The organism is Stenotrophomonas sp. YJH_SMC_54 (assembly GCF_059368435.1).
Genome location: NZ_JCAFRS010000003.1, coordinates 1 through 13,484, shown reverse-complemented (window position 1 = coordinate 13,484; position 13,484 = coordinate 1). Strand labels below are relative to the sequence as shown.

Annotated in this window: 10 protein-coding genes; 5 read left to right on the top strand and 5 right to left on the bottom strand. The window is 66.9% G+C overall.

Going from position 1 to position 13,484, the window contains the following annotated elements; all coding sequences use genetic code 11:
* Positions 1-3 precede the first annotated feature (3 nt).
* Together AC5P5S_RS04200 and AC5P5S_RS04195 are read right to left on the bottom strand one after the other, a co-directional pair.
* A complete protein-coding gene (locus tag AC5P5S_RS04200) occupies positions 4-1,071 on the bottom strand; it encodes a LacI family DNA-binding transcriptional regulator (protein WP_006391719.1) in 1,068 nt (355 codons plus the stop codon).
* A gap of 39 nt (positions 1,072-1,110) precedes the next feature.
* Positions 1,111-2,400, bottom strand: a complete 1,290-nt coding sequence (locus AC5P5S_RS04195) for a sugar MFS transporter (RefSeq protein ID WP_062605629.1) — start codon at positions 2,398-2,400, stop codon at positions 1,111-1,113.
* A 378-nt stretch (positions 2,401-2,778) separates the two neighbouring features.
* Between AC5P5S_RS04195 and AC5P5S_RS04190 the strand changes: the two genes are divergently transcribed.
* The 3 genes from AC5P5S_RS04190 (at position 2,779) to AC5P5S_RS04180 (ending at position 9,119) form a co-directional block, all read left to right on the top strand.
* Entirely contained in the window at positions 2,779-3,798 is a 1,020-nt protein-coding gene (locus AC5P5S_RS04190; RefSeq protein ID WP_024957032.1) for a glucokinase family protein, read from the top strand.
* A gap of 143 nt (positions 3,799-3,941) precedes the next feature.
* Positions 3,942-6,650 (top strand): TonB-dependent receptor, encoded by a 2,709-nt coding sequence (locus AC5P5S_RS04185; RefSeq protein WP_005411048.1) that lies wholly within the window; start codon positions 3,942-3,944, stop codon positions 6,648-6,650.
* A 111-nt stretch (positions 6,651-6,761) separates the two neighbouring features.
* Positions 6,762-9,119, top strand: coding sequence for a beta-N-acetylhexosaminidase (locus AC5P5S_RS04180; protein ID WP_062605627.1), 2,358 nt, complete (start codon positions 6,762-6,764; stop codon positions 9,117-9,119).
* A 105-nt stretch (positions 9,120-9,224) separates the two neighbouring features.
* Here AC5P5S_RS04180 and AC5P5S_RS04175 read toward each other — a convergent pair whose 3' ends face one another.
* Together AC5P5S_RS04175 and AC5P5S_RS04170 are read right to left on the bottom strand one after the other, a co-directional pair.
* Positions 9,225-9,617: a VanZ family protein gene (locus AC5P5S_RS04175; RefSeq protein ID WP_049402429.1), complete on the bottom strand. Its 393-nt coding sequence runs from the start codon at positions 9,615-9,617 to the stop codon at positions 9,225-9,227.
* Positions 9,614-10,798 (bottom strand): class I SAM-dependent methyltransferase, encoded by a 1,185-nt coding sequence (locus tag AC5P5S_RS04170; protein WP_062605625.1) that lies wholly within the window; start codon positions 10,796-10,798, stop codon positions 9,614-9,616. The genes AC5P5S_RS04175 and AC5P5S_RS04170 overlap by 4 nt, the downstream gene beginning before the upstream one ends.
* Before the next feature lie 59 nt (positions 10,799-10,857).
* On the opposite strand from AC5P5S_RS04170, the gene AC5P5S_RS04165 reads away from it, so the two are divergent.
* Positions 10,858-11,595, top strand: coding sequence for a pteridine reductase (locus AC5P5S_RS04165; RefSeq protein WP_005411052.1), 738 nt, complete (start codon positions 10,858-10,860; stop codon positions 11,593-11,595).
* 31 nt (positions 11,596-11,626) lie between these two features.
* Here the strand turns inward: AC5P5S_RS04165 and folK are convergent, their stop codons facing one another.
* Positions 11,627-12,112 carry a 2-amino-4-hydroxy-6-hydroxymethyldihydropteridine diphosphokinase gene (gene folK, locus AC5P5S_RS04160; protein WP_012481279.1) on the bottom strand — a complete coding sequence of 162 codons (486 nt, stop codon included), beginning with the start codon at positions 12,110-12,112 and terminating at the stop codon, positions 11,627-11,629.
* 91 nt (positions 12,113-12,203) lie between these two features.
* Here folK and AC5P5S_RS04155 point away from each other — a divergent pair, with 91 nt between their 5' ends.
* A complete protein-coding gene (locus AC5P5S_RS04155; RefSeq protein ID WP_012481280.1) occupies positions 12,204-12,947 on the top strand; it encodes a proteasome-type protease in 744 nt (247 codons plus the stop codon).
* Positions 12,948-13,484 lie beyond the last annotated feature (537 nt).

The following is a 13,484-nucleotide window of genomic DNA, read 5'->3' as shown; positions in this document are numbered from 1 at the left end:
GGCTCAGGCAGGATCGGAAGGAAGGGGGCGTGCGCCGGCGGGGCGCATCGGCGCGGTCGAACCACGCACCACCAGCTGCGGCACGAAGCCCTGGTTGTGCAGCGGCGCCGGCGCATCGTCGTAGGCATCGCTGCGCAGTTGCGCGATCAGCAGGCGCGCGGCGTGGCGGGCGATGTCCTCGGTGGCCTGCTTGGCGGTGGTCAGCGGCGGCCACGACTGGCGCGAGAACGGGCTGTCCTCGAACCCGGCAATGGACAGGTCGTAGGGCACGTTCATGCCGGCCGACTTGGCGGCGGCCAGTACGCCGGCGGCGATTTCGTCGTTGGAACCGAAGATGGCGGTAGGTGGCTCGCGCAGCGCCAGCAGGCGGCGCGCACCGCGGAAACCGTCATCGAAGGTGTAGTCGCCCTGCACCACCAGATGCTTGTCCACGGTCATGCCGTAGTCCTTCAGCGCGGCTTCGTAACCGGCATAGCGTTCGCCAGAGGAGCGGTGCGAGATGCCGCCCCAGAGGAAGCCGATGCGCTGGTGACCCAGCTGGATCAGGTGCTCGGTGATCTCATAGGCCGCTTCGCGATCGTCGACGAATACGCAGGCGCCATCGGCCGGGTCTTCGGTGGCAGCGATGATGCGCACCAGCTTGATGCCGCGCGCGGTCAGCGCCTGGATCAGGTCGCGGCGCTCGGACATCGGTGCGGTCAGCACCAGCCCGGCCAGCCGCGAACGCTGCACCCAGTCGGCCAGCTCATCGGCCAACAGCGGCGAGCTGGAGTCGCAGGGATGGATCTGCAGGCCGAAACCGGTCTCGCGGCATGCGGCCAGCACGCCGTTCTGCACACCGATGATGTGGTACGGGTTCGGGTTGTCGTAGACCAGCCCGATCACGAAGGTGGTGCCGCTGCGCAGGTTGCGCGCGGACGGATCGGGCTCGTAATCGAGTTCGGCGATGGCACGCAGCACCCGCGCACGGGTGGCCTGCATCACCGAGGGCTCGTTGTTGATCACCCGCGAGACCGTCTTCAGCGAGACCTTGGCCTTCTCCGCAACGTCCTTGATGGTCGCTCTGCGCATGGGTTTTCCCTGGGGTTGGCTGCCGTCCATCATCGCCGATCAGGCCTTGTCCTGCGGCAGGCCGGCGCGATGCCCGACCACCGAATAGAACAGGATGTACAGGTAGCAGGGCACCATCAGCAGCACGAACACCAGCTGGAAGTCGATGTGCTGCTTGAGCACGGCGAACAGCTGCGGAATGATCGCGCCACCGGCAATGCCCATCACCAGCAGCGCCGAACCGGTCTCGGTGAAGCGGCCCAGGCCACGGATCGCCAGCGGGAAGATCGCCGGCCACATCATGGCGTTGGCAAAACCCAGCAGGGCCACGAAAGCCACCGACACGTAGCCGTGGGTGGCCCAGGCGCCAAGACAGAACACCACGCCCAGCACCGCCGAAATGGTCAGGTAGCGCGACTGCGAGACAACCTTGGGGATCAGCAGCAGGCCGACCACGTAACCGACCAGCATTGCGCCCAGGGTAAGCGAGGTGAACATCTTGGTCTGGTCCAGCGGCAGGTCGAAGCCGTGGCCGTAGGTACCGATGGCATCGCCGGCCATCACCTCCACGCCCACGTAGACGAACAGGCACAGCACGCCCAGCCACAGATGCGGGAACTGGAAGATGCTGCGACGCTCGGCGGCACCGGCCGCAACCGGCGTGGCATTGGCTTCGGACGACTTGATTTCCGGCAGCGGCGAGAACAGCACGGCCACCGCCAGCAGCACCAGCAGGCCGGCCATGGCCAGGTACGGCACATGGATCTTGGCGGCGAATTCGTTGAGCAGCTGCGCCTTGGTCGCTTCATCGGCAGCGGCCACCGTGGCCGACAGATCACCGATGCCATGCAGCACCACGGTACCGATCAGCACCGGCGCGAGCATGCCGGCGATCTTGTTGCAGATGCCCATCAACGCGATGCGGCGTGCCGCCGTCTCGATGGGCCCAAGGATGGAGATGTAGGGGTTGATCGCGGTCTGCAGCAGGGCCAGGCCGCTGCCGATCACGAACAGGCCGCCGAGCGCGCCCGGATACCAGCGCTGGGTGGCGAATTCGCCGAACAGCGCGGCGCCCCCGGCCATCACCAGCAGGCTCAGGCTCAGGCCCTTCTTCATGCCGGTGCGGCGCAGGATCCACGATGACGGCAGGGCCAGGAAGAAGTAGGACAGGTAGAACACCATCAGCACCAGGAAGGCGCCGACCTCGCTGAGTTCGAAGGCGAGCCTGACGAAGGTGATCAGCGGGCCGTTGAGCCAGGTGAAGAAGCCGATCAGGAAGAACAGCACGCCGACGATGGCGATGGAGGTGGCCACGTTCGGGCGCACGCTTGCAGCGGAGACGGCGGACATCGGGAAGGGCTCCTGCGGCGACGGCCGCAGAACGCGGCGTCGGAGAGTGGCTGGGAACAACGTTGTCACATTCTTTCGATGGACAACCGCGGTTTGTCAACTTCCCCGCGAGGCCGCGTGAACCTCGTGCTGCACTGCGCAACCCGATGGCAGCGGATCGTGCTGAATGCGCCGCAGCCCTTGAGCCCCGTGCAGCAACGGCTCCAGCGTGAAACCCATGCTCACGCCATGTAAACGTTTACTGCACGCCGCATTCGTTGCGACGCAGCAACGAAAGTGTCACGAACTCGTTGACATCGTTGTCAGCGCGGTTACAGACTCCGCCCCAATCGCCGCCCTCGAGCCTTGGGGACGGCCCCACCTGCAGCAGGAGCCCGCGTGACCGCCAGCCACCCCGCCCCGGCCCATGTCCTGTCCCGAATCGCGCCCTCGTTCCTGGCCGCCGACGTCGGTGGCACCCATGTGCGTGTGGCCCGGGTCCAGGCCAGCGGTGATGCCGCCCATCCGGTGCAGGTGCTGGAGTACCGCAAGTACCGCAACGCCGACCATGCAGGCCTCAGCGCGATCCTGTCCGACTTCCTCGGCGAAGGCCCGCGGCCCACGCACTGCGTGGTCGCCAGTGCCGGCTACGCCCGCGAGGACGGCACGGTGATCACCGCCAACCTGCCGTGGCCGCTGTCGGCGCGCCAGGTGGAAGCCGACGTCGGCCTGCAGCGGGTCTTCATCGTCAACGACTTCGAAGCCGTGGCCTATGCCGCTGCGCAGGTTGACGCCAGTGGCGTGCTGCACCTGTGCGGACCGGAAACCGCCGCCCGCGGCCCGACCCTGGTGGTCGGCCCCGGTACCGGCCTCGGCGCCGCGCTGTGGATCCCCACCGCGCACGGCCCGGTGGTGCTCCCGACCGAAGCCGGCCAACCGACCCTGGCCGCCAGCACCGAACTGGAAATGGCCATCGTCCGCCACATGCAGCGCGACCGCGCGCATGTGTCGATCGAACATGCGATCTCCGGCCCGGGCCTGATGAACCTGTACCGCGCGGTGTGCGCACTGCAGGGCCAGGCGCCGACCCTGGCCAGCCCCGACGCGGTCACCGCTGCGGCCATGGCCGACAGCGATGCACATGCGCGCCAAGCGCTGGATGTGTTCTGCGGCCTGCTCGGCAGCACCATCGGCGACATGGCGCTGTTCTACGGCGCCCATGGTGGCGTCTACCTGGCCGGCGGCATCCTGCCGCAGATCCGCGAATACCTGCACGCCAGCACCTTCGTCGAACGCTACCTGCAGAAGGGGCCGATGGGCGAAGCGCTGGCACGCATCCCGGTGAAGGTCGTCGAGCACGGCCAGCTGGGCGTGGTCGGCGCTGCCAGCTGGTACCTGCAGCAGCAGTCGGCCGCCTGACACCGCAACAGGCTTCAACGCAATCGCAGCACGCAGTACGTGGCACGCCAACGCACGGGACTTCGCCGCCGCCCCGCGCATGTCATCGCAACCGTAATCGAACACCGCCGCCGGCATCCAATCGAGTGATGAGGAGAGACATCATGAACACCCGCAAGACCCTGCTTTCGGCCGCCATCGTCAGCTGCATCGCCTTCAGTGCACATGCGCAGCAGGCCGCCCAGACCGCCACCGACCTGGATACCGTGCAGGTCACCGGCATCCGTGGGTCGATGGAAAAATCGCTGGACACCAAGCGCGAAGCCAATGCGCGCGTGGAAGTGGTCACCGCCGAAGACGTGGGCAAGCTGCCCGCGCACAACGTCGCCGACACCCTGCAGCGCCTGCCGGGCGTGAACATCAGCTCGTCCAGCGCCGACGAAGGCGGCTTCGACGAAGCCGACCGCGTCAGCCTGCGTGGTACCAGCCCGAGCCTGACCCAGACCCTGATCAACGGCCACACCGTCGGCACCGCCGACTGGTTCGTGCTCAGCCAGGGCAACAACGTCGGCCGCAGCGTGAGCTACTCGTTGCTGCCGTCGGAACTGGTGCGCTCGGTGGAAGTGAACAAGTCCTCGCAGGCCAAGCTGCAGGACGGCGGCACCACCGGTACCGTCAACATCCTCACCCGCAAGCCGCTGGAATTCTCCAAGCAGCTCACTGCGGAAGGCTCCATCGGCATGGTGCGTTCGGACCAGGCCAAGTCCAACGACCCGCAGCTGTCGGCACTGTTCAACTACAAGAACGACGAAGGCAACTTCGGCGTGATGGTGCAGGCCTTCAGCCAGAAGCGCGAGCTGCGCCGCGAAGCGCAGGAAATCCCGGGCGGTTTCTTCCAGATCGATCCGAATGGCACCGTGGCCAAGTCCAACCCGGACCTGGCCGGTGTATACGCGCCGGGCCTGCTCGGCTCGACCCTGTTCGAACAGACCCGCGAGCGCAAGGGCGGCCTGGTGTCGCTGCAGTTCAAGCCGATGGACAACCTGACCCTGGGCCTGGAAGGCTTCAGCTCGGAACTGAAGGCGAACAACTACAACCGCAACTTCATGCTGTGGGGTGGCCGCATCCTCAATGACCGCACCGTTGAAGATGCCAATGGCAACAAGATCCTGATTCCGGGCCAGGCCCCGAATCCGGGTTACGTCATCAAGGATGGCGTACTGTCCAACGCCACCTTCGCCGGCCAGGCCGACCGCGACTACGCGGTGTACGACATGATCTACCGCGAGTCGAAGGCCAAGACCAACTACATCACCTTCGATGCCGACTGGCAGATCAGCGACAACCTGGGCATGAAATTCCAGGCTGGCAGCACCAAGGGCACCGGCGAAACGCCGCGCCAGTACATCGCCGAAGTCAACCTGGCCCGTGGTGGTGGCGCCACCTGGGCAACCCACGGCAACGGCTCGCCGATCGACTGGAACGTCGGGGGCAACATCGGCCCGAGCGGCGTGACCGACTTCGGCACCTGGGGCAACCAGCAGGTCACCGCGATCGACAAGGAAAAGTGGGCCACGCTCGATTTCAACCAGTACTTCGCCGACGCTGGCGTACTGAACTCGATTGATTTCGGCGCCCGCTTCGGCGACCACAAGCGCGAGGCCAAGTCGCCGGAAGGCGCAACCCCGGGCGCGATCTGGAATGCGCTGAAGAACGGCGCCACCGCCAACTTCCCCGGTGGCTTCGCCAACGGCATCGGTGGCAGCTTCCCGCGTGACCTGTGGTACTTCACCCCGGGCGCACTGAAGGAAGCAGTGACCAACAACTCCACCTGGCTGTCCGGCAATGACGGCCCGACCGGCCGCCACAACTACGGCGCCGAGTGGAAGGTGTCCGAGAAGAACTTTGCTGCCTACGTACAGGGCAACTTCAGCGGCGACCGCTGGAGCGGCAACGTCGGCCTGCGCTACGTCAACATCAAGCAGGATATCGATACCTACGCCGCCGCCACCGGCTCGACCGTGCCGGACGTGAGCAGCCTGTTCGGCGCGTGGACCCGCGAAGCTTTCGAGAACAAGCACAACCGTGTGCTGCCGAGCGCCAACTTCAAGTACGACCTGCGTGACGACCTGGTGCTGCGCGTGGCCGCATCGCAGACCCAGACCCTGCCGGACTTCTCGGCACTGGGTGCCTCGTCGTACGGTTCGGACCTGAACCGGACCGGCGGTGGCGGCAATCCGAAGTTGAAGCCGGTGGTGTCGACCAACTTCGACGCCAACCTGGAGTGGTATTTCATGCCGCGCGGCATGTTGTCGATCGGTGCCTACTCGATGCGCCTGAAGGACTACGTCGCCTTCAGCACCGAGAAGGAAATGCTGTTCAGCGAGCTGACCAACCGTCTCGAGGAATACAACATCTCCCGCCCGCGCAATGCCGACGGCAAGGTGCGCGGTATCGAAGTGGCCTATGAGCAGCCGATCGGCGAGTACTTCGGTGTCAATGCCAACTACACCTACGCCGATGGCAGCACCGACCACACCTGGGCCGATGGCAGCGACAACCTGCTGGGTACTTCGAAGAACACCTACAACGTCGGTGCCTACTTCGAGAACGATACCTTCGGTGCACGCGTCAGCTATACCCGCCGTTCGTCGTTCCTGATCGGCCTGTCCGGCGCCAACCCGTACTACCAGGATGACTTCGGCACCCTGTCGGCGTCGCTGAGCTACAAGGCCACCGACTGGCTGAGCATCAGCTTCGATGCGCTCAACCTCAACAACCCGACCTACAAGTACTACCAGACCGCGGCCATCCCGACCTCGTTCTACAGCAACGGTCGCCAGTACTACCTCAACTTCCGCTTCAAGTACTGATCCAGCGGCGGCAACATCGCCGAGTCGTGCACGCACGCCGGGCCTGGGTCATTCCGGGCCCGGCGTTTTTCATGTATAGCGTTCATCGCACCGATCCAAGGAGTCGTACCGATGGTCAAGCCTTCCCGCGCCCGGATGCGCAGCGCAGCGCTGCTGGGCAGCCTGCTCGCCCTGTTGCCGGCACTGCCGGCACTTGCCGCCGACCCCACGCCCGCCACTGAAGCACCCGGCCCCCTGCTGCGCGCCGGCAACCTGATGCTGATTCCTGCCCCGGCCACCGTGCAGCGCGGCCAGGGCAGCGGCATCACCGTCCGCGCCGACACCGTGCTGCAGGCCGAAGGCGAAGCCGCGCAGCGCGTCGCCAGCCAGTTCGCCGATCTGCTGGCCCGCAGCGGTGGTCCGCGCCTTGCACCAGCCAGGGGCAAGGCGGCAGGCACGTCGGGCAGCATCCGCTTCCAGATCGTGCCCACCTTCCGCGACAGCGGCGAAAGCTACACGCTGGAGAGCACCGCGCAGGGCGTGCTGATCCAGGCCGGCAACGAAACCGGCCTGTTCTACGGCGCGACCACCCTCGCCCAGCTCGCCACCGGCGGCAGCAATGGCGTGCTGCCGGCGGTGCAGATCCAGGACGCGCCGCGCTTCAGCTGGCGCGGTTTCATGCTCGATTCCGCACGTCACTTCCAGAGCCTGGACGAGATCAAGCGCGTGCTCGATGCGATGGCCGCGCACAAGCTCAACACCTTCCACTGGCACCTGACCGATGACCAGGGTTGGCGCATGGAGATCAAGCGCTATCCGAAGCTGACCGACGTGGGCAGCTGCCGCCTGCCGGCCGGCGACGGTGGCATCGATCCGGTCACTGGCAAGGAGCATCCGTATTGCGGCTTCTACACGCAGGACCAGATTCGCGAGGTGATCGCCTATGCGGCGAAGCTGCATATCCAGGTGATTCCGGAAATCGATGTGCCGGGCCACGCGACTGCCGCGATTGCTGCGTATCCGGAGCTGGGCACCATCGATACGCCGTTGAAGCCGATCAGCGAATGGGGCGTGTTCCCCAACCTGTTCAACACTGAGGACAGCACCGTCACCTTCCTCGAGAACGTGCTGGAAGAAGTGATCGACCTGTTCCCGGCCAAGTACGTGCACGTCGGTGGCGACGAGGCGGTGAAGGACCAGTGGGAAGCGTCGAAGCAGGTGCAGCAGCGCATGCGTGCGCTGGGCATCAAGGATGAAATGGCCATGCAGAGCCACATCATCAAGCGCCTGGAGACCTTCCTGGAGGAGCACGACCGGCGCCTGATCGGCTGGGATGAGATCCTCGAAGGCGGGCTGCCGCCGCAGGCCACGGTGATGTCCTGGCAGGGCACCGAAGGCGGCCTGGCTGCGGCCAGCGCCGGCCATGACGTGATCATGTCGCCGGTCGGCTACCTCTATCTGGATTACCTGCAGACGGCCTCGCCGAACGAACCGCCCGGCCGCCCGACCCAGGTCAACCTCGGCAAGCTGTACAACTTCGAGCCGGTGCCGGCCGAGCTGGCCGCTGACAAGCGCGGGCACATCCTCGGCCTGCAGGCCAACATGTTCACCGAGCACACGCGCAGCTACGCACGCCTGCAGCACAACCTGTTCCCACGCCTGGCCGCCGTGGCCGAGACCGGCTGGAGCACGCCGGAACATCGCGATTTCCGCGATTTCCTCGCGCGCCTGCCGTCCCAGCTGCAGCGCTACCGTGCCTGGGGCCTGGCCTATGCGCAGACCCCGTTCGAAGTGGGCGTGGACTACACCGACAATCGCGCGGCCAACACGGTGACGGTGTCGCTGGCCAACCCGCTGGGCTATGAAGTGCGCTACAGCACCGATGGCCAGCCGGTGACCGCGCAATCGCCGTTGTACCAGCAGCCGCTGACCGCGACGCTGCCGACCACCGTGCAGGCCGCCGCGTTCTACCAGGGCCAGATGCTGGCGGCGAAGCCGACCATCACCGCGTTCACCGCACAGTCGTTGCTCAGCCGCCGCAGCGATGAGCTGCTCAGCTGCGTGGGCAAGAAGGGCCTGGTGCTGCGCCTGGAAGACGATGGCCCACGCGAAGGCAACCGTGCGGTGTTCAACGTGGACATCTTCCAGCCGTGCTGGCGCTGGCCGCAGGCGCAGCTGGACGGCATTGGCAGCCTGGAAGTCCGCGCGGGGCGTATTCCGTACTACTTCCAGCTTGCCCACGATGAATCCAAGCGTCGCTTCGAGAAGGCCAAGCGGCCGCACGGTGAGATGCTGGTGCGTCGTGGCGACTGCAGCGGCAAGGTGTTGGCGGAAGTGCCGTTGCCGGCCAAGCCGGATGCCGATGGCTTCGTGATGCTGAAGGCAACGCTGCCGAAGGGCACGCAGGGCAGCGGTGACCTGTGCATCAACTTCACCGGCGACACGCGCCCGGCGATGTGGGTGCTGGATGAGATGACCCTGGGGAAATGACGGCAGGCCTGTCCGGGTGGGTGCCGGCCTTGGCCGGCACCTCGGGCAAAGCATCCACGCATGGCGTGGATCTACGGGTAGGTGCCAACCTGGGTTGGCACGCCTTTACCCGCGCCAGCGCAGCAGCAGGTCGCGCAGCGGGGTCAGTGCGGTGGCCATGCCGGCGAGCACACCGACCGTGTTGGCGATGGCATCCATCGGGTCGGCCATGCGGTTGCTGGTCAGCGCACCCTGGGCAAATTCGATGCCGATGCCCATCAACACCAGGCCCACGCCCACCCACAGCAGCGGGCGGCCCCGACGGAACAGCTGCACCGCGCTGCCGGCCAGGATGAAGTAGGCGAGGAAGTGCTCGCCCTTGTCGCTGTTTTCCGGCAACGGAATCGGCGGCGGTGGAATCAGGCAGACCACGATCACCAGCAGTACTGCCGCCGCCCACAGCCCGGCCCACAACCGCGGCCGCCGCAGCGGCTTGATCGCCGGCAACACCTCGCTCACAGGCGCCAGCTCAGGTCACCCAGCTCGAAGGCCGGTTCGAAGTCGACGCCACGCTGCAGGCCGATGGCCTGGAAGCGCTCGCCCATCTCGGTCGGCAGGGTCAGCTTCTTCACCTGGTCGCGCAGCTGGATGCGGCCGACCTCATCGGTGCGTTCCTCGGCCAGCAGCAGCACCTGGTCCAGGCCGTTGCCGAGCAGGAAGCTGGCCTGGCTGCAGTAGCCGGCCAGCTCGAATCCGCCGTGCATGCCGGCCTCGGCCATCGCGGTGAAATCCACCGACGCGGTGATGTCCTGCAACCCCGGCCAGCGGTGCACGTCGTTGTGCACGTGGTGGCGGTAGAACGCACGCACGGTGCCATCGTCGCGGTCGTGCTGGTAGAACTCGCCGCGGCTGTAGCCGTAGTCGACGAACAGCATCGCACCACGCTGCATGCCACCGGCCACCGCCTGCAGCCAGTACGGCAGCTGCGGCAGCACTTCAGAACGGTAGCCTTCGGCGAAAGGCTTTTCCAGGTAGCGCTCGATATGGCGCACCGCACCGTTGAGCAGGATGTCGGCCGGCTGCGCGCCACGGATGAAGTTGCCCTCGGCGTCCAGCTCGACGGTTTCCTCGTAGACCTCGCCGTCCCGGATCAGGAAGCGCGGGGTCGGCAGCGCGTCGATCACCTCGTTGGCGAACACCACGCCTTCCCAGTCCTCCTCGAACGGGCGGTCGACCCAGTCCACCCGCGCGGCCAGCTCCGCCGGCAGGTTCTGCTGCAGGCGCTGCTGCTGGCGCTCGCGCAGGTCGGCGCTGGGTTCCAGGATGGCGTAGCGCGACGGCAGCGCGTCCAGCTCGGCCAGGCGCAGCAGCACCGCCTCGGCGAAGGCGCCGGTGCCGCCGCCCAGTTCCAGCATGCGCGCCTGCGCACCCAGCTGGGCGAACACGGGCGCCAGCGCATTGGCGACGCTGCCGGCGAACAGGCTGCCGAGCTCGGGCGCGGTGGTGAAGTCGCCACTGCCACCGAACTTGCTGGCGCCGGCGCTGTAATAGCCCCAGCCGGGGGCATACAGGCAGAGCTCCATGAAGCGCGAGAACGGCATCGCCCCGCCCTGGGCAAGGATCTCGGCGCGCAGGGCGGCCGCCAGCTGGTCGCTATGGGCCAGGGCATCGGCTTCGGGCAGGGGAAAGGTGGGCTGCATGGCGTCTTCGAATGCGGTGACAATGGTGCACAGGATAGCCGAGCCTTGGAGGACCCTCGATGAGCGATACCCACCCCGTGGTCCTGATCACCGGCAGCGCGCGCCGGATCGGTGCGGCCATCGCCCGCCAGTTCCACGCCTGTGGCTGGTCGGTGGTGCTGCACGCCAATACCTCCAGCGCCGAGCTGCAGCAGGCCGCGTTCGATTTTGACAACGTGCGCCCGGGCAGCGTGCTGGCCCTGCAGGCCGACCTGCGTGACGCCGACGCCCTGGCCGACCTGGTGGAACAGGCGGTCACCCACTTCGGCCGACTGGACGCGCTGGTCAACAACGCCTCCAACTTCTTCCCCACCCCGCTCGGCCAGGTCACCGCCGAGGCAATGGACGAGCTGTACGCGGTCAACGCGCGCGCGCCGCTGCTGCTGTCACAGGCGGCGGCGCCCTACCTGCGCCGCCAGCAGGGCTGCATCGTCAATTTGACCGACCTGCACGGCACCGACCCGATGCGCGACCACATCGCCTACACCATGGCCAAGGCCGCGCTGGAGATGGCCACCCGCGCGCTGGCGCTGGAGCTGGCACCGAAGGTGCGTGTGAATGCGGTGGCCCCGGGTGCGATCCTGTGGCCGGAGCAGGGCAAGGACGATTTCGCCCGCGAGGCGTTGCTGGCTCGCACGCCGCTGGCACGGATCGGCACGGTCGAGGAGATCGCCGAAGCGGTCTACTGGCTGGTGGCCGAAGCCAGCTTCGTCACCGGCCACACCCTGCGCGTGGATGGTGGGCGCACGGTCAGTTGAGGTAGTGCCGGCCGCTGGCCGGCAACCGCCATCATTCCAGGTCCACCACCTCGAACGCTTCGCCAAACTGCGCGTGCGCCCGCCACAGCGTGGCCAGGTCCTGCCCGCTGACCGGGTCGATGAAGCCCGGCGCGATGTCCGCCAGCGGCTTCAGCACGAAGGCATGCTTCAGTTCCGGGCGCGGAATGCGCAGGTGGCCGGGGCCTTCCACCACCAGGTCGCCGTAGAACACCACGTCGATGTCCAGGGTCCGGTCGGAGAAGCGCGGCCCGCTGCGATCGCGGCCGTGCGCGTCTTCCAGCGCATGCAGCCAGTCGTCCAGTTCCTGCAGCGGCAGATCGGTCTCGATCGCCACCGCATTGTTGAGGAAGGCCGGGCCATCGAAGCCGACCGCGGCAGTACGGTAGGCGGGTGACACCTGCAGTGCGCCAAAGCGCTCGCGCAGGGCCGTCACCGCGGCGTGGAGGTAGCGGCGGGGCTGGACGTTGCTGCCCAGGCTCAGGAGCACGGTGGTCATGCGGTTCAGGTGACGGCACTTGGGGGGCGTGGACATGCCGTCGTCACGGCGGCCTGCCTACAATCCGGGACGCACATGATAGGGCACCGACATGACCTATTGCGTTGGAATCGAGGTGGACGAAGGCCTGGTCTTCGCTGCCGACACCCGGACCAATGCCTCGCTGGACGATGTGCGCGTGCACCGCAAGCTGCACGTGTTCGAGTACCCCGGCCAGGCAGCCTACGTGCTGATGGCGGCTGGCAACCTGGCCACCACCCAGCTGCTGGTGTCACGCCTGGGGCGCGACGCCGGTGAACGGCGCACGCCCAACCTGCGCGACATGACCCATCTGTTCGAAGCTGCCGAGTACGTCGGCCAGCTGCTGGTGGACAGCCAGGTGCACAGCAGCCACAGCGAGCACGGCCATGACGGGGTCAACACCCAGGCGACGCTGATTTTCGGTGGCCAGATCGCTGGCGAGCGGCCCGGGCTGTACATGATCTATCCGCTCGGCAACGCCATCGCCGCTTCGCCGGAGACGCCCTATCTTCAGATCGGTGAGTCCAAGTACGGCAAGCCCATCCTGGACCGCATCCTCAGCCCGGCCACACGCCTGGAGGACGCGGCGCGCACGGCAATCGTGTCGCTGGATTCGACCATTCGCTCCAATCTGTCGGTAGGCCTGCCGATCGACCTGGCGCTGCTGCGTGATGGTGAACTGCGCATCGGGCAGCAGCTGCGGCTCGGCGCGGATTCAACGTTGTATGCGGACATCCACCAGAACTGGTCACGGCGCCTGGAACAGGCGGTGGACGCCCTGCCACGCTTCCCCTGGGAAACTGCCGAACGGTAGTGCCGGCCGCTGGCCGGCAACCGCATTGATTCCACCACACTGGGATGCCGGCCAGCGGCCGGCACTACCGGGGCATCAGCCCAGCGCCTCGGCCACGGCGCGGAAGACCAGCTGCATCTGCAGCGGCTGGAGCAGGCGCTGCCACGCTTCCCCTGGGAAACTGCCGAGCGGTAGTGCCGGCCGCTGGCCGGCAACCGCATTGATTCCACCACACTGGGATGCCGGCCAGCGGCCGGCACTACCTGGCATCAGCCCTGCGCTTCGGCCGCTGCGCGGAAGACCAGCTGCATCTGCAGCGGCTGGAACAGGCGATGGGCGCCCTGCCACGCTTCCCCTGGGAAACTGCCGAACGGTAGTGCCGGCCGCTGGCCGGCAACCGCATTGATCCCGCCACACAGGGATGCCGGCCAGCGGCCGGCACTACCGGGCATCAGCCCAGCGCTTCGGCCACGGCGCGGAAGACCTGCTGCATCTGCTGCGGCTGGAACAGGCGGTGGACGCCCTGCCACGCTTCCCCTTGGGAGACCGTGGACCGGT